This is a genomic window from Bradyrhizobium sp. 164, from assembly GCF_023073715.1.
Lineage (GTDB): Bacteria > Pseudomonadota > Alphaproteobacteria > Rhizobiales > Xanthobacteraceae > Bradyrhizobium.
In genome coordinates, this window is the sequence record NZ_JADPKA010000066.1 from 132,628 (window position 1) to 152,662 (window position 20,035).

The window sequence follows — 20,035 nt, forward strand, 5'->3', positions numbered from 1 at the left end:
TCAACGCGACCATTGAACCGGATTGCGGCGGGCAAGTCCACCGGCGCCGCGGGTGCGATTGCGGAATATTTAGCCGAATGCGCACACACGCCTTCGCGTCCTCGCGGCGCGTTTCGCCCGAGCTTTGCTTCGTCGCTCCACCCTCAAAGCCGAGAGGGCGCAGGGAAGGCCGCATAGGCGTTAAGTTTATTCTTGAGTGTTGGAATCACACGTGATTCCTAGCCGGGATGGCAGACGAATCGCTTCTGAACGAGGACTGGACGAGAGTGCTTACGCAACTCGGCGGGGCTGCGCAGCTTGAGATAAGTGCGCGCCAGACGAAGGCTTTCGTGCGGCGGCGCCAAATTCCAGATGCGGTGTCGTTACTTCGGCTGATGCTGGCCTATTGTCTGGGTGAAAGAGGGTTGAGATCGACAGCCGCGTGGGCCGCTTCTGTTGGCCTTGCCGACCTCAGTAGCGTGGCGTTGTTCTATCGCCTGCGTCAATGTGGCGATTGGTTTGCAGTGCTGGTGGAGGGCTTGCTCGCTGCGGCAGCCCCGAAGGCGAGCCTGACCCCGTCCGTGGGTCTGAAGGCATGTGCTGGGGGATCGGTCATGCTGAGGCGTTCGCGGCAGCTCGCGGCGATGGCATCCTCTTTTGCTCGCGCTGCGACGCTCTGGGCGCTGACGCCGCTGCAAGTCAAGGTGCCACAGCGGGTTGGTTCAGCCACCGATCCAGCTGACCAAGCAGCGGGAACCAAATGGCAAGAACTTAGTTGGTCCTTCCAAATCACGCCGTAATAACGTGATGCCGACACGAGGCCTCAGCTTGGCACCAGCCCCGGAGCTGAGGCCTTTTTGTCGCCTGTGTACATTTTGTACAAAGCACCGGAACGCAGTCCGGGTTTCTGACTCATCCCACGGGGACACTTCGATGGGATAAAAAAGACGTGCCGCGTTACACCTCCTTCGCCCGAGAGGCCGCAGCAACGCTGCTGCGAATGGCAAAAACGACAAAGGACCCGCAGGTTGCGTCGGGATTGATCCAGCGAGCGGCCGACCTAAAGGACCGCACGGGCGAGCTTCCCCCGGTTGATGTTGAGGCAGTCGCCGAGGAGCCAAAGAAGCCGCTGACGAAGAACTAAAGACCAATTGTCGCAGAGATAGATGTTCGCGGTCGAAGCAAGAGCGGACTCCTTAGTCGCCGCTTTATTACGGCGATTCAATCTTACTTCGCGCTCACACTCCATTCAGAAGGACCCCTACGCTGCCTGGGGCGACTACACCCAACGGGAGAAACGAGATGAGAATTAAATTCGCACTTCTCGCATTGGCCACTTTAGGTGGCGCTGCAATTTCGACCGGAGCCGCTTCAGCGTTGCCGCTCGCCCCTGTGGGACAGTTCCAGTCTTCGAACGTCGAGAGTGTTGCAGTGGTCTGCGGTCCGCGCGGTTGCGTCCGCACAAGGCCCGTGTATCGGCGTGGGGCCTACGTCGTCCGCCGCCCCTATGTGCGTCGCGGCTACGGCTACCATCGGGGTTATCGTCGGTACTGATCTTGAAAAGGGGGCTTTCGGCCCTCTTTTCTTGCGAACGTTCCATCGCGATCAACTGCGCAGAATGTTCTAGTTCTTCACCGAACTTCTGTGGTCTGCCCCGTTAGCCGCACATACGTGCCGCTCTCATGCAGCTCTAGCCAGCCTCGCTCCTGCGCCAGCGCGACTGCAGCGCGGAATTGTTCGCCGATCCCGCCTTGCTTCAGGAAGGGGACATTGATCAGCTCGATGAAGATGCGCCCATCCTGCACGGGCTGGATGCCGGAGGCGATCTCAACCAGCTTGCGAGCGGCGTTTTCCGGGTCGGCCAAGGGGCGAGCAGAAGCGTATTTCATGGTAGCGACCGATACATTGAGTCGCCATACCTGACCAACCAAATGCGCGCGCCAGCCTTCGATATGAAGTTACTTCGGCTCGTGCTTGCCAGCTAATTCGCGAGCCGCCAAGCTAAGCTCCAGCTCTCTAAGCTGCTCGACCAACTGCTCTATGATCGCTTCATAGTCGGATGGCGTCAGTGAGTGTACGCCGCGCAACTCCAATTGGTTCTGGAGGATCGTCGCCATCATGGCTTTAATGCTCATGCGCGCTTTTCCGAGAAATAAGATCGTCACAGAAATCAATGTCAAGTAGATGCTAAGCATCGCGCGTAGGCAATGGCCGTAGATCTACGGGAATGTGTCCGAACCGCGAGAAGAGTTGGCTCGGCAAACGACTTCGTCGGGATGGAATGAAACAGGACTTCTGACTTAGCGGATTGCGGTGGTGGGCAGTCTGCTGATCACGCTTCCGCCTTCCGCCGTAATCCGCAACGGTCCATCGCGCATTTCAAAAGTGTATTCAAAGCTGCTTGAGCCGCTGCCTTGCGCATTCCGTGCAGGACTACGAACCATCCAATCCACTATGCCACTTGCTTTACACGAGCCGACCGCCTCGTTGCATTCTACAGTAAGTGAACCTTCACGCATCTTATACAGGCGCTGAGGCCACCGATTTATCGATTTCATCTTATCCGCGACGACCTCGTTATCCGAGAGATCGCGACCGTAGAAGAGGACATGTACGCTGTACAGACGCGGAAGAACTGCCGCGACTTTATCGTTAGGGCCGGACCATACGGTGAACAAGAGCCTTACGAATTCACTGACCTTCGCGCGGAGCGAGGAAGGTGAATGTGACGGGTCTGCCTGCGAGGGGGCTAGGGCTGAACCCGTTTTGAATGGTTCAAGGAGTTTCACCTCAATATCGTTCTTCTTGGCATCTTCTGCGCTCAACCAAGTCATCGATGCAGGCGATGCTTGCGTTATGTATATTACTGCGGAGTACGACAGGCCAAGTTTGTTGACGTAAGCTCCCAAGATGGCATTTCCCACGCCGGTCTCATTGCCCGATGAGCTATCATAGGCCGCATGAAACCCAACTTGAGCACTTGCCGCCATATATCGTGGAGTCCCGCCAAGCCAAGCAAGAGCGCAAGCCGATGCACAACGGCTATTTGCAGGCACTAGCGTCGCGAAGCCCCTTGAGCGGATTGTTTCACCGATGCTGATCCCGGCTAAAAGGCTTCCACCGTCGCTTCGTAGCGCTACAATGGCTTTTGGTACATTCGCCGTCCTTTCCGCGAACAGACTAGCATCACCCTTCTCGAAGTTTCCTGACACGTCTATGAAGGTGAATTCGCCTAGCGGGTGGATGGCTAGTTCGGCGGCATGGCACGGAAGCCAACTTCCAACCACAATCGCGACAGCCGTCGAAATAAGACGAGCGCCTGCGAGCTCGGCAATTGACCTTCCAAGCTCAACCCAGTCCAGCGACGTCAGGTTACTGCGCATTCTGAACTACGACCGACAACACAAGCTCACGCGGGCCAAGGCTCAGCAGATCCGGAAACGCGCCCCGGTATGCCGATTGGTCCGCCAACAAGTTTCGCCGCGATGTTTGTATGAATGTTTATGATAGCTCCGTCGCCCCCACGCAGCGGCATCCGAAGCGGAAATCACTGAAATGGCAGGAGTTGAAAGCGCGATCAAAAGCGCGAGCACCATTGAAGTTAGTTTCAAAGTCGGGTTCCTTTTTCTTTTTTCAGCGAGCAGCTTTGCGCCAACCCGCTGCTTCGGCCTCCGCTTCAGTGCAGAACCAGCGTTCGCCGAGGCCCTTGTCCATGGCGATCTTTGAGTAGTTCAACTGACCAGGCGAGTGAAAGATGTGTTCTCCCTTACGGTTTACGTTTCCCTTAATGACGCAATTTGGATCGGGAGCGGCAGCAGCCGAAACTGCGCCCAGCAGTATTGATTGAGCGTTCACCGGGACCGATGCGGCGCCTAAGACCTCGGTTTTTTTGTTTCGATGCCGCCAGTCCCAAGGCGCAATGAACGCTCCTTGCCATAAGCCTAAGCGCGCCTCGCGAGCCGTCATCTCGTTGGAATCATAGGAATGTGAGTACTTCGTAAATGAGAGAGCCCAGCCTTGGCGCACCATCCAGCCAGCAACGTCCTCGCCTTCAATGAAGCACGTTGCAAGAGAGCGGCCGTAGCGGTCTTGGCCGTTCAGATCGCAGTCCCATTCTCGTCCTGCCGAGTAAGAAGCCGCGTGGCTTAGCTTTGCGTGGTGAAGCAAAGGTTTGGTTTGCAAACTTCTCCGGTGAAGAGTTGACGTGGGACCGCGAGGCCATGGTAGTGCCCGCAGGCGTGACGTCATCCGCTACCCGCACTCGTGTGTTGCGGGTCAGTGGGCGGGAGAGTCAGCAAACAATTCGAACATGGCTGCAAGTTGCCGATTTAGCGATTGACCAAGGCGGGCGAGCGCGACCACCGACGCATGGTTGGCCGGGAGCAAAGATGCGCATCATACGGTCTCCTCCGTAGTTTTACTGGCCCGGAGTGAGCCTGCTAAAGATTGCAATTGATTGCCGCGCGGCGTCACACTGACGGTGCCTTCGATCCTTTGAGGAGCGTTCGATGGTTGACCAGAGAACTGCGCCTTACGCGGCGTTGATATTGCGACTTACGATTGCTGGCCTGTTTGTTGCGGCACTCTATGGTAAGTTCGTTCTAAAGCCGATTAGCCTTTGGTGGAACGGGCTTCTTAAGGCGGGGTATCCGGAATGGGTGCTCGCCTATACACTCAGCGCAGAGTTCGCGGCCGCAATCTTGCTACTGCTCGGCATCTATACTCGATGGATCAGCCTCTACACCCTGCCTATGATGCTCGGCGCAACTCATTTCTGGATGGTTCGTAAGAGTTTCTGGTTCGTCGAGGGCGGATGGGAAATGCCGTTCGCATGGGCAATCATGCTGGTTGTGCAAGCTCTGCTTGGAGATGGAGCTTTCGCCGTCCCAGGTGCCCAGCCTGCCATGGGAGCGGCGGATGCAGCGAGCGGCCGCCTGAAAGAGCGCCTTTGCTGGCTCAGCGCTTGCCGGGCAAATCCCTCCACGTAGTGCTTAACCACGCGGAAGAGCGCGACGGATCCGGCGAGAGACGCAGCAGATGCCATGAAGAAATGAGTTCCGCTCACATGAACGTTTCGTACTCGCCGCTCTCTCCGGGCGGCGTTTTGTTTGTGCTTTTCGAAAGAAAGCCCGCGCCATGGCCATCAGAGCCTGAGCACATCATCCCGCAACTGGCCGTTGCGGCACCTTCGCGTCGTTCCAAGGCTTCGTTCTGAGGACGTGGCCTTTCGGAACTCTTGCAGTCCGCAATGAGTTACAGAGCCGCCGACAGAAGCGAGCATGAGCCGTCGCGTGCGCGATAGCACGTGATGGTTTCTCGATCGCGCCGGTCGGCAGCACTTGAACAGAGAGAGGCGACAATGAAGGCACCACTTCTTCTTGCTGGCGCATTAATCATCGGATGCGCCGCCCCGGCACTGGCCGACGAGTATTATGTCGTGCAGGGTCCGAACCGCCAATGCACCGTTACCACGACACGTCCGGCGGACAAGGAGGTCGTAACACAGATCGGTCCGCTGGCTTTCAAGAGCCGCGTGGAAGCCGAAGATCGCATCAAGCAAACCAAAGTCTGCGAGGAAGGGACAGTTGGTAGCAGCAGCAGCACGACTGTGATCAAAGAGAAATAGTCGAGGGCATCATTCCTGATCATCTTTGGGCTGTTCGAGAAAAGTCGCGCCCATTCCTGTCGGCGCGACTTTTTGTGTTCTCCAGACACCAACTGACCAGCGATTCTTGGGCGAGTTCATTCCGGCGCCCTTTGCCGAATTCCACCACAACTACGTGAGCAAATGCGCGGATGCTCGAAATTCCACGCCGCTGCGATCATTGCGAAGAAGAGTTTGCGCCCGAAGAGCTGACCGTTCTTGCGCCACCGGCCGGGGATGGCGAGGTGATCTGCGCTCCGTGCATCGAAATCAAGCTACGTCGAGCTGTCGCGAAGCTACCGCGCGGTGATAACTGATGTCCCGACGCATCATCGTCGTCTCGATCGCGGCTTCCGTGTTGCTGAGCGCGGGCATTGGATAGTCGGGGAATGCGCCGGGCATCGGCTGCAAGTTGCCGACGTAGCGATTGACCATGCGGAAGAGCGCGAGGATGGCGGCTAGTTGGCGGTTGTGCTGTCCAGGCTGCACATTTCCGAGAGTTTTTTACAAGGAGGACGAATTGGGGGGCATCAATCGCTTCAGTCTTTCGGCTAGACCTCCCCATTCGGTCTCTATTCTGTTGAGCCAGCCGTTTCCGCGACCACCGGTATGAGTGACGCCGTAGATTTCGACCCCCATTGAATCGAACAGGCCCCAAGGCATCATCCCCTGTGCCAGATAGCATTCGGCCGGTCACTACTTCGGAGATTGCACGGAAGGGAGTCGAACGTCCCAAGCAGATAACCATTAAGGGCTTAACGATGTCGATTTGCGGCGGCGCAAATTCTCGTGCACACCGAAGGAAATCGGCCCAATTCAAATCACCTCGCATATCTCCCGCTTTAACGAACGGAAACACTTATCGATTCAGGGCAGAAAAGAGCAAAGAGGGCGGACCCGAACCCAAGGAAGCTCAGTCCGAAGTACACGAAGTATAATCGCGACAGGGTAAGGGTGTGCGCTGTGACTTTTGCTTCGTCTGAGCGCTCATTCGCAAGATGGAACCAGCGGTGCACCACCTCGGGCGAAATGCTCAGCAAGTCCACAACGGCTTGATTGAACAGAATGACTGAGCCCAGAAATGGCACGATGATAGTCAAGCTAAGGAGTCGTGACTGACCAATTCTGCGAATAGACGACCAAGAAATGTGCGATAGTGGGCGACTATCAAGTAATGTGTACCAAAGGCGGAGTGGGTTGAGCTTGTAATTCATGGTGCCATTGGAATCTCTCGGGGACCGACGCGGGGCACCAGTGACCCCGCGTCCGTTTATGCAATGAGCGCAAGTTATGCAGTACGCCCCATGCGCCGCGCGGCCTCTTCCTTGCTGCCGACGTGGCTGACTTCCTTCAGCACGTGATTAATCGCACGCACGTTGATCACGTATGCTGCGGCGATCTCGTGCTGGAACTGACCGGCCCAACGACGGAGCCAAACGTCCACAGCTTCTTCGAAGGTGAATTTGGTCTTACGCGGGGTGTTGTCTTGTGTGACAGGAGTGGTCACGCTAAGGTGCCTTTCGTGGTTGCTGAAAGCGCGGAAGTGCCTTCGAGGGTTAAACGACTTGTTTGCGAAGCCCTGCGCAGTGGTTTGACGGCTTATGCCGCGCTCTCCCGGGAGCCGAGTTCGTTCTGGCCTCCCTCGCCCTCGTAGAAGTCACGGACACCGCGCCGGTTGACGCCAATGCCGCATCCGCAAGAGCTTGACCGTAGCAACGACGGCCAGGACCACGCGGTTTTGCCGTACGCGCGGCTCGCCTGCGCCACAGGGTTCGCATTGTGCACCTTGCCATCGACATGCTGGCGCGACGAACCTGACAGCGCCGTCCGTCTGCGCGAAGCTTAAGGACTCACGGAGAGCAATCCGCCCTGCCCTTGGCCTCTCGCGCCCGACGCTGCCGCGTCCACCGCAAGCCCGGCTCCGCGATCATCACGACACATGATCGCCCCTCTCGGATGAGCCGGGAGGCCGACACATACGTCATTTCCGAATTTCGGTAAAGCAGAATTTTCGCACAGGAGGATTGACAGGCAGGCGACACACATGAGACGGCAGGGAGAGCCGAAACCGGAAACAGCAAGGGCGGTGCAAAGCACCGCCCCCTTCTTCGCGCATTCCGGAGGTTGCCGCAGTTTGACCGACGACGTGCCGGATCGCACCCGCGGCCTACGGCGAAAACGATCGCTTAATATGGCTGGGAATAGTAGCGCGGACCGTAATAAGGACCGCCGCCGTAATAACCCGGGCCGCCGTAGTAAGGACGCGGGCCATAATAATAGCGGTTCTCATAGTATTCGCGGCGTTGGCTCTCGGCGATTGCTCCTCCGATCAGGCCTGCCGCGGCGCCCATGAAGGCGAGGCCCGCTGCGTTCGGGCCGCGCCGGTAATAGCGATGACGGCGAGCGGCGCTGAAATCGGTGGCGCCCGACACGGCCTGGCCAGCGACGTCTGCCCTGGCGGATGGTGTCCCGGGCGAAGCGGCCACGGAGGGCGAGGCGGAGACTGCGATCAGGGCGAGACTTGCGAACGCGGCGACGAGCGTGCTGCGGCCGGCCGCGGGAATCATGGGTCTAATGCTCATTTGACGTTCCTCTGTTCTCGCCCAAAGAGCCCATCAGCAAACGACACGTAACGCGCAAACCACTGAAATGGTTTCCTGATCGCGGCGATCTGCCACGCTTTGAACGATTGTAAACCGAACGACTAGGTCCAGCTTGAACCATCCAACCTGAGCGGATAATGAACAGCCGCGCCGTTTTTCGGTCGCCGTAAGCGTTTGACGTGAACCAACGCATCAACCGACGCCGTCGGGATCGATGCCATTTAAGGGTTCAACGTGATCGACGCGTCCTTTTCCTTGAAAGAAATCAGATGATTGCGGTTCGCAAACTGCCGGCGCGCTATGCGCCGATCGTAATGCCCTTTGTGCTGTCCGTCCTCATGACCGCGGTGGTGTCGGTCATTTCGACGCTGCGGAGCCTCGGCGCAACGCCGGCGTTCCTGGCAACCTGGCCCGGCGCCTGGGCGCTGTCATGGCTCGTCGCGTTTCCGACGCTGCTCGTGGTGCTGCCACTGGTCCGCCGGATCGTAGCCTGCCTCGTCGCCTCGCCACCTCGACAAGGCCAATAGACTACGACAGCGCCCCCAAAACCCCGCGCGTCGCCTTGTCGATTTCCTCGACATAGCGGCGACGGGCAAAGGTCTCGGTGAGGAAGCCGACCACCTTGCGGCTGTCGGTGGAATCAACCACCGCCAGCATCTCGGCTTCCGCCTCGTCGAACACCGCCATCGCCGACTTCACGTTCATTTCCGGGATCAGCACGATATCGGTCAGGCGCGCCAGCTCGACCACCTGGATGTCGTCGGCGATGGTGTCGAGGTCGTTGGAGAACAGGTCTGGCAGCATGACCAGGCCGACATATTCGTCGGCATTGTTGACGACGACGATTCCGGGCCGCGACCCCAGCGCGAATTCGCGGCGCACGGCCGCGATCGTCGTGGTCGACGGCACCTTGCCGACGTCTGAACGCATCAAGCGCTCGACGGTGAGGTTGCGCAGCCAGCCGACGTCGTTGGCGCTGCGGATGGTCTCGCCACGCAGATGCAGGCGCCAGGTCGAGAAGGAATGGCCGAACATGAAGCGGACGCAGATTGAGGTGACGATGCAGCCGGCCAGCACCACGGCGGTGACGTCGACATTGCGGGTCATCTCCAGCACCAGGAACGACATCGTCAAGGGACCGCCGACGATGGCGACGCCGAGCGTCGCCATGCCGGTCAGCATCGCGACCAGCGGATCGATCACGAAGTTCGGACTGATCAAGAGCAGCACCGCGGCAAAAAACTTGCCGATCAAGCTGCCGACGAACAGCGAGGCGAAGAACAGGCCGCCACGGAAGCCCGAGGCGAGCGAGATCAGGCAGGCCGTCACCTTCAGGGCGATGATCAGTGCGATCAGGCCGATCGTCATGTCATGAAAGAGATCGAGCACCATGGCGCCGTGGCCGGCTGCGAGCACCTGCGGCGTGACAATCGCGAAGCCGCCGACGATGAGGCCGCCGATCACCGGACGCAGCCAGACCGGCATCCAGGCGAACAGGCGCTCGAACGTCGGCGAGGAGCGCATCACGGCGATGCCGACGCCGCTGGTGACGAGCGCAAGTCCGATCAGGGCGAGGTATTGCTCGACGCCGACGGCGCTGACTTTCGGTATCTCCAGCGAGTACGGCGCGCCCCCCAGCCATTGCGCGGTGAGGGCGCCGGCGAGCGAGGCCGCCAGGATCGGAGCGGCGCTACCGACCGAATACACGCCGACGATCAGCTCGCAGGCGTAGAAGGCGCCGGTGATCGGCGCGCCGAACGCCGCCGCGATTGCAGCGGCAGCGCCGCAACCGACCATCAGGCGCAGATCGTTGCGGCGGAGATTGAAGAACTTGCCGAGCAGCGAGGCGATGCCGGAGCCGATCTGGGTATAGCCGGCTTCGAGGCCGACCGAGGCGCCGCAGCCGTTGGAGATCAGGGTCTGGCTCGACACCACCAAGCTGTCCCGCATCGACAGATTACCGCCGCGCAGTGCGTTTGCCTCGATCGGGTCGACCGCATTCGAGATCTTCATGCGCCGCCGCGACCATTCCATGATGCCGAGCGCGAACCCGCCGAGTGCAGGCGCGATCAGCGCCGCCCAGGGACTGACGCTCGCATTGGACGAGAGGCGGACATCGACAGGGATGCCGTAGATCACGACGTGCGCGATCTGGGCGATCTCGGCCATCAGCGTCACGATCGCGCCCGCGAGCGTGCCGATCACCAGCGCGAGCGGGATCAGGTAGAACTCGTTGCTGCGCAGCAGGGCACGCAGCCGAACCATGGTACGGTTCGTCCCCTTGCGATCGACGAGATGTCTGATCCGCACGAACACTTTCTGCCCGCCCTACCCTTCCGACAGGCCGTAGCCTGCCATGCGCTGGCGGACCCGTTCGATCTCGGCGCTCGGCAGCAGCGGCGGTTGTCCGATCTGGAGACAGCCGTGATATTGCCGCGCCAGTGTCTCGACCTCGACGGCGAGCCACATCGCCTTGTCCAGCGTCTTGCCGATCGCGATCATTCCGTGATGGTCGAGCAGGCAGGCAAGCCGGCCCTCCAGCGCCCGCACCGCATGTTCGGACAGCTCCACGGTGCCGAAAGTGGCATAGGGCGCGCAGCGGATGCTGTCGCCACCGGCGGCCGCGATCATGTAGTGCACCGGCGGGATCTCCATGCCCATGATCGCCAGGATGGTGCAATAGGTCGGATGGGCGTGCACGACGGCGTTGACGTCGGGCCGGGACTTCAGGATGTCGCGATGGAAGCGCCACTCGCTGGACGGCTTCTGCCCAGGAGCATGCGAGCCGTCCATCGCCATGAACACGATCTGGTCCGGCGTCATAGCGTCATAGGGCACGCTGGTCGGGGTGACCAGAAGCCCATCCACATGCCGGATGCTGATATTACCCGAGGTGCCCTGGTTGATACCGAGCGCATTCATGCGGCGGCAGGCGTCGATGATGGCCTGTCTCTTGGCGAGCTCGTCCGCTGTCATCGACATCTCGATTTCTTCTCGGCTTCTTGGCGGTTTGTCGGCGATGGGCGTTTGCTAGACCGGAAGTACGTCAAAGCAATAAGGCAGCGCAAGAGAAAGCGACCCGGACCGGCCCATGTCTTGCCGGCACGGCCGCAACGTCTGGAAATACATCGCAAAATCAAAGAATTAGCAGATTGTCGCAGTCTCACCGAACGCCCGGCTGGCTGCTGCAATCCCGTCGTCGCGAATGGAGCCGGGCGGCCTGCGAGCAGCATGCCGAGCATGCGCGAGCGCACGGCATCTGCGGTGCGCTCGAGGATGCGGGCGATCAGATGAGCGGAGGCGAAGCACAGCAGCAGAAGCAGGCCCGAGAGCACGACCACGATGATGATCGCGAGCTTCGCAGCATCACGAAGGCGGACAGGGAGATGTCAATCGTTGGCGTCTCTTCCAGCCCGGCTTCTTCAAGTACCGAGCCATAACAAAAGTTAACCCGCGTGCTCTGTAAAACGATCGGGCAGCTCGATCGGACAGCAACCATTCTGCACGATTGCCGTTTCACTCAGCATCGACACACGAATAGAAGCAGCCGCGACAATTGCACGAGCACCGTTCCACAATTGACCCGCACGATCCCGTTGCCTGCAGTCACTGGGCGCTTCGATTAGGGACAAACGTCAGAGAGCTCAAGGCTGCCATTCATCAATTCGGTAGCGCTGCGGATGCGGTGGCCTATGGTCTTCAGCAATGGAGGCACAGCGCATCGCGTGGCCATTGGCAAGCCCGCAGCGGCGCGCCGCAGGTCGGTATTCTCTCCGATTCCATGGTCACGCGCGGCGAGCAACTCGCCTCGGTCGCCTTGATCTGCGTCAACGCCGTCGGGCTCGTCGCGGGCGCGGTGCCACGGATCCTTCCGGCAGCGCCCGAAGCAGACATCGATGCTTACCTCGACGGCCTCGACGGCATTTTCATCGGCGGCGGACAGACCAACGTCCATCCCTCCCGGTATGGGCAAATGGCCGACGAGGCGCGCGACGGTCCGTTCGATGAATTCCGCGACGAGATTGCGCTTCGCCTGATCCCGCGTGCATTGGCGCGGGGCATCCCCGCTCTTTTCATCTGCCGCGGAATGCAGGAGCTGAACGTTGCTCTCGGCGGCACGCTGGCAAAGGAGCCGGACGATATGCCCGAGGACCAGCGTCATGGCACGCCCGAGGCGGACAATGAGGATGCGCGCTATCGGTTGCGGCAGAAGGTGACGCTGCGTAAGGGTGGCGTCCTGCAGCAGATCTGTAGCGCAGAGGCCATTCCGGTGAATTCGCTGCATAGTTTCTTGATCGCCGATCTGGCCCCGGGCCTCGTCGCGGAAGCGGTGGCCGAGGACGGCTCGATCGAGGCCGTCAGCGTCAAGGGCGCGAGCGCGTTTGCGCTCGGCACACTCTTTCATCCGGACTATTGGGCCAGCACGGATCATGCCTCGGCCCGCATCCTCTCGGCGTTCGGAGACGCGGTTCGCAAGCATGCCAAGCCGCAAGGGGCAGCGTAGGCCATGCACCGTTACCGCTTCGGCATCGAGGAAGAGTATTTTCTGGTCAATCGGCAATCGGCGGCGCCTAGATCCGAGCTGCCCAAGCCCTATATGGCGGCGGCCCAGAAGCGCCTCGGCGAACGGCTGACCACCGAAATCCTGCAATCGCAGATCGAGGTGGCGACGCCGCCGCTGGCGTCTTCGGCCGATGCGATCGCCGAGCTCACGCGCTACCGCTCGGTTCTCGCCGAGGTCGGCAAGGACCACGGGGTCGGCATCATTGCCGCGGGGACGCATCCACTGGCTCAACCGCAGCAGCAGCGCATGACGCGCAAGCGCCGCTACAGCAAGGTCATCAACGATCTCGGAATGGTCGGCCTCGGCAATCCTATCAGCGGCCTGCACGTTCACGTCGAGGTGCCTGAGCCGGACCAGCGCGTCGAGATCATGCACCGCCTGGTGCCGTTCCTGCCGCTGCTGCTGGCGCTCTCGACCTCGTCGCCGTTCTGGTGCGGCTGTCCAACGGGACTGCTGGGCTACCGCAATGCCGCAAACGATGCCCTGCCCCGGACCGGTTTCCCGGAGATGTTTCGCAACCTCGCCGAATACGAGACCTATGTGAAGACATTGGTCGACGCGGGCATCGTCCCCAATGCCACCTATGTCTGGTGGGCGCTGCGGCCGTCGCTTCAGCATCCGACCCTGGAGCTGCGCATCACCGACTGTTGCACGGCAATTGCAGACTCGGTAGCAATCGCAGCCCTGTTTCGCGCGCTGGTCCGGCGTGTCGTGCACCATCCCGATCTGAATGCCACCTATTCGCCTGTGCACCGCGCGCTGATCGAGGAAAACCGCTGGCGAGCCCAGCGCTATGGAACCGACGGCACATATATCGATCTGGCGTCCTTTGAGCCGATCTCATTCAGGAGCTGGCTCGAGGCGGTGATTGCCATGCTGGCGCCCGACATCGCGCATCTCGGCATCGAAGGCGATATCCAGCATTTGAAGATGATCCCGAAGCGCGGCACTTCGGCGCATCTTCAGCTCGAATATTTCCGTAGTTTGCGGAAATTCGGTCGCTCGCCGCGGGAGGCCATTGCCGACGTGACGAAATGGCTGCGGACTTCGACCGAGGCCGGCGACTTCACGGCGCGCGGCAGTGAGCCGAAGGGCACGCCGGTGCGGCAGCCTCTGGCGCATCTCGTCTGACATCCCCCGAGCGCGGCCGCATGGAACGACGTTTCGGCAGCCGACTTAGCTCAGCATAACCGCAATGGACATCGGTGGAGACTAACTATGAGCGACAGCGGAGTTAGCATGCTGCTGGGTCACGCCTCGGCCCAGATGCTTTGGCTCTGGTTCATCGGCGCGTTCGTGCTCGGCGGCGTCCTCGTCTACGGAGTGATGAAGGCCGGCCGCCTGCGCCGCAGCGAGCGTGCGCGGCTCGATCGCGCGACCGAAGAGCGACAGCGCCAGGAAGACCCCTATAAGCGCCCGACCTGAGCGATCGCCACGAACCCCGGTTGCCAGTTTGGAACTTTCGTTCTCGAAAGGGTTTTGATCGCCTGAGGATTGAGGAAGGCGACGCCTTCCCGTGTCACCTCAAGAGGAGGACGTATGGCTAAACGAGCGAAGAAACGCACAACCAAGAAGACCGCGGCGCGGCGACCGCGTCAGGCGCCGAAGATGCTCAGCGACCTGTTCCTGGAGACGCTGAAGGACATCTATTTCGCCGAGAACAAGATCATCAAGACGCTGCCCAAAATGGCAAAGGCCGCAAACTCGAAGGAGCTTGCGGCGGCGTTCAACAAGCATCTGCGCGAGACCCAGGGCCAGGTCAAACGTCTCGACCAAGTCTTCAAAATGCTGGGCAAGCCGGCGCGCGGCAAGCCCTGCGAGGCCATCAACGGCATCGCGGACGAGGGCGCCGAAATCATGAAAGAGTTCAAGAACGCCCCCGCCCTCGATGCGGGCCTGCTCGCCTCGGCACAGGCGGTCGAACATTACGAAATCTCCCGCTACGGCACGCTGCGGACCTGGGCCGAGGAGCTCGGCATGCAGGATGCGGCAAGGCTGCTTCAGGAGACCTTGGACGAGGAAGAGGCGACCGACCGCGCGCTGACCGAGCTCGCCACCTCCGTGATCAACCTCGAAGCGGAAGAGGAGTACCGCGCAGCGGCCTGACGCCGTGCGTGGCCGATAACGGAACGCCGCGGTGCGAGCCGCGGCGTTTTCCTTTTCTGGATCGCAGGATCCGCATGGCACGTCCGCGCCGGCGGGCTGGAATTCTGGGGAACCAGTCCCATATGCAGCCTTTCCCATCGCCGAGTCCGCATCATGCAACCCAAAAATCCCCTCGACTGGATGCTGTCCGAAGCCCTGGACTCGCTGACCCGCGCCGAACGGCTGCGGCAGCAGTTCGGCCGCCAGGAAGTTTGCTGGGAGCCACCGATCGACGTGCTCGAAACCGAGCATGAGCTCCTGATCCTGATCGCGCTTCCCGGCGTCAATCCGAGCAATGTCGAGACGGCGATCCATGACGGCGTGCTCGTGATCTCCGGCCAGCGCACCCTTCCCCCGGAGCTTCGCAACGCCCGCATCCACCGGCTCGAGCTGCCGCAGGGCCGCTTCGAGCGGCGCATCGCGCTTCCGCTTGGCCGCTATGCCATCAGCCGCTTCGTGATGGACGGCTGCGTCGCGCTGCGCCTCGCCAAATCCTGAGATTGATCATGGCTCCCGAACAGATGAATACCCAGCAAAACGGTTCCGACGTGAAGATTCCCGAGGACGCATTGATCATCATCCCCGTGCGCGAGATGGTGCTGTTTCCCGGTGCCATCGCGCCGATTTCGATCGGCCGCGCAAAGTCCATCGCCGCCGCGCAGCAGGCGCTGCGCGAGCAGCGGCCGGTCGGCATCGTCCTGCAACGCAGCCCCGAGATCGACGAGCCCGGCCCGGACGACCTCTACCGGGTCGCGACCATCGCCAATATCGTGCGCTACATCACCGCGCCCGACGGCAGCCACCACATCGTCTGCCAGGGCGTGCAGCGCGCCCGCATCCTCGACTTCCTGCCGGGCACACCTTTCCTGGCTGCGCGCATCCAGCAGATCCCCGAGCCGACCACGACCTCGCCTGAGATCGAGGCGCGCGCGCTCAACCTGCAGCGCCAGGCCATCGAGGCGATCGAGCTGCTGCCGCAGGCCCCGCCCGAGCTGGCCGCGATGTTCCAGGGCACCAGCGCGCCCGGCGCGCTGGCGGACCTCGCGACCTCGTTCATGGACATCAAGCCGCAGGACAAGCAGGAGGTGCTGGAGACCATTGACCTCGCCTTGCGGGTCGAGAAGGTGTCGAAGCACCTCGCCGAGCGGCTGGAGGTGCTGCGCATCAGCAACGAGATCGGCCAGAAGACCCGGGCCAGCTTCGACGAGCGGCAGCGCGAGGCGATCCTGCGCGAGCAGATGGCGACCATCCAGCGCCAGCTCGGCGAAGGCGACGGCAAGCAGGCTGAGGTCGCCGAGCTGACGGCTGCCATCGCCAAGGCTAACATGCCGCCCGAGGCGGACGCGCACGCCAAGAAGGAGCTGCGCCGCTACGAGCGCATGCCGGAGGCCGCCGGCGAAGCCGGCATGGTCCGCACCTATCTCGACTGGCTGATCGAGCTGCCCTGGGCCCTGCCCGCGGAGAAGCCGATCGACATCAAGGAGGCGCGCCGCATCCTCGATGCCGATCATTTCGGCCTGGAGAAGATCAAGAGCCGGATCATCGAATATCTGGCGGTGCGCAAGCTCGCCCCGCAGGGCAAGGCCCCGATCCTGTGCTTCGTCGGCCCGCCCGGCGTCGGCAAGACCTCGCTCGGCCAATCCATCGCACGCGCGATGGATCGCCCCTTCGTGCGCGTCAGCTTAGGCGGCGTGCATGACGAGGCGGAGATCCGCGGCCACCGGCGCACCTATATCGGCGCGCTGCCCGGCAACATCATCCAGGGCATCAAGAAGGCGGGCGCCCGCAACTGCGTGATGATGCTCGACGAGATCGACAAGATGGGCCGCGGTGTGCAGGGCGATCCTTCCGCCGCCATGCTGGAGGTGCTCGACCCCGAGCAGAACGGGACGTTCCGGGACAATTACCTGGGCGTGCCCTTCGACCTGTCGCGCGTGGTGTTCATCGCGACCGCCAACATGCTGGATCAGATCCCGGGTCCGCTCCTGGACCGCATGGAGTTGATCAGCCTCGCCGGCTACACCGAGGACGAGAAGCTGGAGATCGCGCGGCGCTACCTGGTGCGGCGACAGCTGGAGGCCAACGGCCTCTCGGCCGAACAGGCCGAGATCGAGCCGGAGGCGCTGAAGCTGATCGTCAAGGGCTACACCCGCGAGGCCGGCGTGCGTAACCTCGAGCGCGAGATCGGCAAGGTGTTCCGGCATGCCGCGGTGCAGGTCGCCGAGGGCACGGCCGCAAAGGTCGTGGTGGGCCCGAAGGACATCGCCATCGTACTCGGCCAGCCGCGCTTCGAAGGCGAGATCGCGCTGCGCACCAGCGTTCCGGGCGTCGCCACCGGCCTTGCGTGGACGCCGGTCGGCGGTGACATCCTGTTCATCGAGGCGACGCGCGTGCCCGGCAAGGGCGGCCTGATCCTGACCGGTCAGCTCGGCGACGTCATGCGCGAGAGCGTGCAGGCTGCGCTGACGCTGGTGAAGAGCAAAGCCACCCAGCTCGGCATCGATCCGCAGCTGTTCGAGAAGAGCGACATCCATGTTCACGTTCCCGCGGGCGCGACCCCGAAGGACGGACCGAGCGCGGGCGTTGCGATGTTCACGGCGCTAACGTCCCTGCTCACCAATCGCACGGTGCGCAGCGACACCGCGATGACCGGCGAGATCTCGCTGCGCGGCCTGGTGCTGCCTGTCGGCGGCATCAAGGAGAAGGTGGTGGCCGCCGCCGCTGCCGGATTGAAGCTGGTGATGCTACCGGCGCGCAACAAACGGGACTACGACGAGATCCCAAAGAGCGCGCGGGACAACCTCGAATTCATCTGGCTGGAGCGCGTGGACGAAGCCATCGCCGCGGCGCTCGAGCCGGCTGACGCCAAGGTCGAAGCTGCGGAGTAACGGTGATGAGCGGATTGCTGGAAAGAGCGAAGCGATCGCAGAAAACGCAGCGGCTGCGCCAGCTGCTCGATCGCGCCATCGACCGGGTGCGCGATGCGCTGGTGGCGCCAGGACCGCGGCTTGAGCCAGTCCCGGTACGGGTGAAGCGCCGCAAGGGTTGAGCCCTCCGTCTCAAGCCCTCGCGGCAGCCCCAAATAAAAGGCCCCCTCCGATCGAGGGGGCCTTTGCGTTGTCAGGCCACGGCGTCCTTGGCAGCCTTGACCGGGCGGGCGCGGACGATCTTTCGGGCCGGCTTGGCCTTGAACATCATCTCTTCACCCGTGAACGGGTTGGTACCCTTGCGCGCCTTGGTCGCGGGCTTCTTGATGACCACGAACTTGGCGAAGCCCGGCACCAGGAACAGGCCGTTCTTTTTGAGCTCCTTGTGACCGACGTCGGTCAGCGTCTCCATCACGCTCTTGACGTCACGCTTGGAAAGCTCGGTGGCGGTCGCAATCTTTTCGATCAGCTGCGATTTCGACATTTGGGTTGGCATCGTGTCTCCTCTGATTCGTTGCCGGTTGCATATTAGACCAACCGGCGAAGGCCTATAGCCTTCTGCACAGTTTTGTCGCGGTTTTTACGGGCTTTTTTGGCCCTCTGTGACAAAAAACCCTGCATTTTAGCTGCTTCCGGAGCGAAAGGAGCCTCAGGCAGCGCTTTTTGCCTTGTTTCAAAGGCCCGCAAGCCACCTTGCTAAAGCTGATTCGATGCTTTCGACAAGCGACGACCGGCCTCTTTGCCGGAGGCCGGTCGCGATTCACCCTGAAATATAAGGGCTAGACGCGCTCGATGATGACCGCGGGCGCCATGCCGCCGGCGGCGCACATGGTGACGAGACCGCGCTTCAGGTCGCGCCGTTCGAGCTCGTCGAGTACGGTGCCGATCAGGATGGAGCCCGTCGCGCCGATGGGATGGCCGAGCGCGATCGAGCCGCCATTGACGTTGACCTTGGCGCGATCGAGCCTGAGATCGCGGATGTATTTTTCCGCAACCACCGCAAAGGCCTCGTTGATCTCGAACAGGTCAATGTCATCAACGGTCAGCCCCGCCTTCGCCAGCACCTTGCGCGTCGCCGGGACCGGCGCGTTCAGCATCAGGGTCGGCGAGTCCCCCATGTTGGCCATCGCCACGACGCGGGCGCGCGGTTTGAGGCCATGTGCCTTGGCGTAGGCCGGCGAGGCCAGCAGGATTGCGGCGGCGCCGTCGACGACGCCAGACGAGTTGCCGGCGTGGTGCACGAAGTCGATCTCGAGGTCGGGATACTTTTGCAGGATCAAGCCGCGATAGGTCGTGCCCTTATCGTCGAGCGCATAGTCGGCGACGGCGGAGAACGCGGGCTTCAGGCTGCTCAGCCCCTCCATCGTGGTCTGCGGGCGCGGATATTCTTCATGGTCGAGCGCAAGGCTGCCGTCCTCGCGGTGGACGGGCACGAGGCTCTTCTTGAAGTGGCCGTTCGCGATCGCATGCGCTGCCCGTTTCTGGCTCTCCAGCCCGAGCGCGTCGACGTCCTGCCGCGTGATACCCTCCAGCGTCGCGATGGCATCGGCGCAGACGCCCTGGTGCGACTGCGGGTGCCGCGCGCGCAGGCGAAGATTGCCGCTGTCCATCATCATCGGACCAGAGCCGCGCCGCCCCTCCATCGACATCATCTCGCAGCCGCCGGCGATGACGAGGTCTTCGGCGCCCGCCATGATCGAACTGGCGGCCATGTTGACGCTGGTGATGCCGGAGCCGCAGAAGCGGTCGAGCGTCACCGCGCTCGCGCGCACGTCATAGCCGGCATCCAGCGCCGACATCCGCCCGAGATCGCCGCCTTGCGTCGCGACCTGCGCGCTGCAGCCCCAGACGATGTCGTCGACATCGGCGGTATCGATGCCGGTGCGGTCGGCAAGCGCGCGCAGCACGGTTGCACCCAGTTGCTGCGGATGAATGCCCGAGAGTGCTCCCTTGCCGGCCTTGCCGACGCCCCGCGGGGTGCGGCAGGCATCGATGATGAGCGCGTCAACCATTGGCGTTGTCCTCTTGTTTATGGGTGTTGAGAGGCGTTGTGAATTAGGGAGACAGGTGAGTCAATGCGTGGCGTGTGCACCCCTCACCCGGATTTTCCGCTACGCGTAAAATCGGGCTAGGGGCATGCGATCTGAGCGATCGGGCGCGAAAGCCTCAGCGA

At 61.7% G+C, this 20,035-nt stretch carries 22 protein-coding genes and 2 pseudogenes; 12 read left to right on the forward strand and 12 right to left on the reverse strand.

The annotated features are described in order from the left end of the window. Positions 1-227: 227 nt before the first annotated feature. On the forward strand, positions 228-779 hold the full coding sequence (locus tag IVB01_RS20755; RefSeq protein ID WP_247280542.1) for a hypothetical protein: 552 nt from the start codon (positions 228-230) through the stop codon (positions 777-779). 149 nt (positions 780-928) lie between these two features. Continuing rightward, entirely contained in the window at positions 929-1,123 is a 195-nt protein-coding gene (locus tag IVB01_RS20760) for a hypothetical protein (protein ID WP_128956029.1), read from the forward strand. Between the two features lie 487 nt (positions 1,124-1,610). Here the strand turns inward: IVB01_RS20760 and IVB01_RS20765 are convergent, their stop codons facing one another. The 4 genes from IVB01_RS20765 to IVB01_RS20780 all read right to left on the reverse strand — a co-directional run bounded on the left by IVB01_RS20765 (position 1,611) and on the right by IVB01_RS20780 (position 4,161). Beyond that, positions 1,611-1,844, reverse strand: coding sequence for a hypothetical protein (locus IVB01_RS20765; RefSeq protein ID WP_346015601.1), 234 nt, complete (start codon positions 1,842-1,844; stop codon positions 1,611-1,613). A 93-nt stretch (positions 1,845-1,937) separates the two neighbouring features. Beyond that, a complete protein-coding gene (locus IVB01_RS20770) occupies positions 1,938-2,114 on the reverse strand; it encodes a hypothetical protein (RefSeq protein ID WP_247280541.1) in 177 nt (58 codons plus the stop codon). A 165-nt stretch (positions 2,115-2,279) separates the two neighbouring features. Beyond that, on the reverse strand, positions 2,280-3,362 hold the full coding sequence (locus IVB01_RS20775) for a hypothetical protein (protein ID WP_247494829.1): 1,083 nt from the start codon (positions 3,360-3,362) through the stop codon (positions 2,280-2,282). A gap of 250 nt (positions 3,363-3,612) precedes the next feature. Then, complete coding sequence (locus tag IVB01_RS20780; RefSeq protein ID WP_247280539.1) at positions 3,613-4,161, reverse strand: thermonuclease family protein; 549 nt, start codon at positions 4,159-4,161, stop codon at positions 3,613-3,615. Positions 4,162-4,487: 326 nt separating this feature from the next. On the opposite strand from IVB01_RS20780, the gene IVB01_RS20785 reads away from it, so the two are divergent. After that, entirely contained in the window at positions 4,488-4,967 is a 480-nt protein-coding gene (locus IVB01_RS20785) for a DoxX family protein (protein WP_247280538.1), read from the forward strand. Positions 4,968-5,338: 371 nt separating this feature from the next. Next, positions 5,339-5,605, forward strand: coding sequence for a hypothetical protein (locus IVB01_RS20790; protein WP_247280537.1), 267 nt, complete (start codon positions 5,339-5,341; stop codon positions 5,603-5,605). 396 nt (positions 5,606-6,001) lie between these two features. Here the strand turns inward: IVB01_RS20790 and IVB01_RS20795 are convergent. The 3 genes and pseudogenes from IVB01_RS20795 to IVB01_RS20805 all read right to left on the reverse strand — a co-directional run. Continuing rightward, positions 6,002-6,114 (reverse strand): annotated as a pseudogene (locus IVB01_RS20795) (SOS response-associated peptidase); the annotation flags it as partial. Between the two features lie 797 nt (positions 6,115-6,911). Further along, entirely contained in the window at positions 6,912-7,130 is a 219-nt protein-coding gene (locus IVB01_RS20800) for a hypothetical protein (protein WP_247280536.1), read from the reverse strand. A gap of 679 nt (positions 7,131-7,809) precedes the next feature. Beyond that, positions 7,810-8,205 (reverse strand): hypothetical protein, encoded by a 396-nt coding sequence (locus IVB01_RS20805; protein WP_247280535.1) that lies wholly within the window; start codon positions 8,203-8,205, stop codon positions 7,810-7,812. Between the two features lie 290 nt (positions 8,206-8,495). On the opposite strand from IVB01_RS20805, the gene IVB01_RS20810 reads away from it, so the two are divergent. Then, entirely contained in the window at positions 8,496-8,753 is a 258-nt protein-coding gene (locus IVB01_RS20810; RefSeq protein ID WP_247280534.1) for a DUF2798 domain-containing protein, read from the forward strand. 1 nt (position 8,754) lies between these two features. Here the strand turns inward: IVB01_RS20810 and IVB01_RS20815 are convergent, their stop codons facing one another. From IVB01_RS20815 to IVB01_RS20825, 3 genes and pseudogenes are all read right to left on the reverse strand, one after another. After that, positions 8,755-10,542, reverse strand: coding sequence for a chloride channel protein (locus tag IVB01_RS20815; protein ID WP_247280533.1), 1,788 nt, complete (start codon positions 10,540-10,542; stop codon positions 8,755-8,757). Between the two features lie 12 nt (positions 10,543-10,554). Further along, the gene (locus IVB01_RS20820) at positions 10,555-11,208 is read right to left on the reverse strand and encodes an L-fuculose-phosphate aldolase (RefSeq protein WP_247280532.1); all 654 of its coding nucleotides are present in this window, start codon (positions 11,206-11,208) and stop codon (positions 10,555-10,557) included. A gap of 239 nt (positions 11,209-11,447) precedes the next feature. Continuing rightward, a pseudogene (locus IVB01_RS20825) lies at positions 11,448-11,588 on the reverse strand (MarC family protein); the annotation flags it as partial. A gap of 323 nt (positions 11,589-11,911) precedes the next feature. On the opposite strand from IVB01_RS20825, the gene IVB01_RS20830 reads away from it, so the two are divergent. The 7 genes from IVB01_RS20830 (at position 11,912) to IVB01_RS20860 (ending at position 17,984) form a co-directional block, all read left to right on the forward strand. Further along, the gene (locus tag IVB01_RS20830; protein ID WP_247280531.1) at positions 11,912-12,730 is read left to right on the forward strand and encodes a gamma-glutamyl-gamma-aminobutyrate hydrolase family protein; all 819 of its coding nucleotides are present in this window, start codon (positions 11,912-11,914) and stop codon (positions 12,728-12,730) included. 3 nt (positions 12,731-12,733) lie between these two features. Continuing rightward, positions 12,734-13,921 carry a carboxylate-amine ligase gene (locus tag IVB01_RS20835; RefSeq protein ID WP_247460505.1) on the forward strand — a complete coding sequence of 396 codons (1,188 nt, stop codon included), beginning with the start codon at positions 12,734-12,736 and terminating at the stop codon, positions 13,919-13,921. 87 nt (positions 13,922-14,008) lie between these two features. Beyond that, entirely contained in the window at positions 14,009-14,215 is a 207-nt protein-coding gene (locus tag IVB01_RS20840; RefSeq protein ID WP_247280529.1) for a hypothetical protein, read from the forward strand. A gap of 114 nt (positions 14,216-14,329) precedes the next feature. Continuing rightward, on the forward strand, positions 14,330-14,896 hold the full coding sequence (locus tag IVB01_RS20845) for a ferritin-like domain-containing protein (RefSeq protein WP_247280528.1): 567 nt from the start codon (positions 14,330-14,332) through the stop codon (positions 14,894-14,896). A 153-nt stretch (positions 14,897-15,049) separates the two neighbouring features. Then, on the forward strand, positions 15,050-15,433 hold the full coding sequence (locus IVB01_RS20850; RefSeq protein ID WP_247280527.1) for an Hsp20/alpha crystallin family protein: 384 nt from the start codon (positions 15,050-15,052) through the stop codon (positions 15,431-15,433). Between the two features lie 8 nt (positions 15,434-15,441). After that, positions 15,442-17,823, forward strand: coding sequence for an endopeptidase La (gene lon / locus IVB01_RS20855; protein ID WP_247280526.1), 2,382 nt, complete (start codon positions 15,442-15,444; stop codon positions 17,821-17,823). 5 nt (positions 17,824-17,828) lie between these two features. Beyond that, positions 17,829-17,984 carry a hypothetical protein gene (locus IVB01_RS20860; protein WP_247280525.1) on the forward strand — a complete coding sequence of 52 codons (156 nt, stop codon included), beginning with the start codon at positions 17,829-17,831 and terminating at the stop codon, positions 17,982-17,984. 71 nt (positions 17,985-18,055) lie between these two features. Here the strand turns inward: IVB01_RS20860 and IVB01_RS20865 are convergent, their stop codons facing one another. Beyond that, positions 18,056-18,358, reverse strand: coding sequence for an HU family DNA-binding protein (locus tag IVB01_RS20865; RefSeq protein ID WP_084805933.1), 303 nt, complete (start codon positions 18,356-18,358; stop codon positions 18,056-18,058). A 283-nt stretch (positions 18,359-18,641) separates the two neighbouring features. Next, positions 18,642-19,874, reverse strand: coding sequence for an acetyl-CoA C-acetyltransferase (locus IVB01_RS20870; protein ID WP_247280524.1), 1,233 nt, complete (start codon positions 19,872-19,874; stop codon positions 18,642-18,644). Positions 19,875-20,035: the final 161 nt, after the last annotated feature.

Excerpts from the sequence above, each read along its gene's own strand:
- IVB01_RS20850 (WP_247280527.1), top strand. The coding sequence starts at position 15,050 with ATGCAACCCAAAAATCCCCTCGACTGGATGCTGTCCGAAGCCCTGGAC.
- IVB01_RS20865 (WP_084805933.1), bottom strand. The coding sequence starts at position 18,358 with ATGCCAACCCAAATGTCGAAATCGCAGCTGATCGAAAAGATTGCGACC.
- IVB01_RS20770 (WP_247280541.1), bottom strand. The coding sequence starts at position 2,114 with ATGAGCATTAAAGCCATGATGGCGACGATCCTCCAGAACCAATTGGAG.
- lon (WP_247280526.1), top strand. The coding sequence starts at position 15,442 with ATGGCTCCCGAACAGATGAATACCCAGCAAAACGGTTCCGACGTGAAG.
- IVB01_RS20835 (WP_247460505.1), top strand. The coding sequence starts at position 12,734 with ATGCACCGTTACCGCTTCGGCATCGAGGAAGAGTATTTTCTGGTCAAT.
- IVB01_RS20785 (WP_247280538.1), top strand. The coding sequence starts at position 4,488 with ATGGTTGACCAGAGAACTGCGCCTTACGCGGCGTTGATATTGCGACTT.
- IVB01_RS20870 (WP_247280524.1), bottom strand. The coding sequence starts at position 19,874 with ATGGTTGACGCGCTCATCATCGATGCCTGCCGCACCCCGCGGGGCGTC.
- IVB01_RS20805 (WP_247280535.1), bottom strand. The coding sequence starts at position 8,205 with ATGAGCATTAGACCCATGATTCCCGCGGCCGGCCGCAGCACGCTCGTC.
- IVB01_RS20790 (WP_247280537.1), top strand. The coding sequence starts at position 5,339 with ATGAAGGCACCACTTCTTCTTGCTGGCGCATTAATCATCGGATGCGCC.
- IVB01_RS20810 (WP_247280534.1), top strand. The coding sequence starts at position 8,496 with ATGATTGCGGTTCGCAAACTGCCGGCGCGCTATGCGCCGATCGTAATG.
- IVB01_RS20775 (WP_247494829.1), bottom strand. The coding sequence starts at position 3,362 with ATGCGCAGTAACCTGACGTCGCTGGACTGGGTTGAGCTTGGAAGGTCA.
- IVB01_RS20755 (WP_247280542.1), top strand. The coding sequence starts at position 228 with ATGGCAGACGAATCGCTTCTGAACGAGGACTGGACGAGAGTGCTTACG.
- IVB01_RS20820 (WP_247280532.1), bottom strand. The coding sequence starts at position 11,208 with ATGTCGATGACAGCGGACGAGCTCGCCAAGAGACAGGCCATCATCGAC.
- IVB01_RS20860 (WP_247280525.1), top strand. The coding sequence starts at position 17,829 with ATGAGCGGATTGCTGGAAAGAGCGAAGCGATCGCAGAAAACGCAGCGG.
- IVB01_RS20845 (WP_247280528.1), top strand. The coding sequence starts at position 14,330 with ATGGCTAAACGAGCGAAGAAACGCACAACCAAGAAGACCGCGGCGCGG.
- IVB01_RS20840 (WP_247280529.1), top strand. The coding sequence starts at position 14,009 with ATGAGCGACAGCGGAGTTAGCATGCTGCTGGGTCACGCCTCGGCCCAG.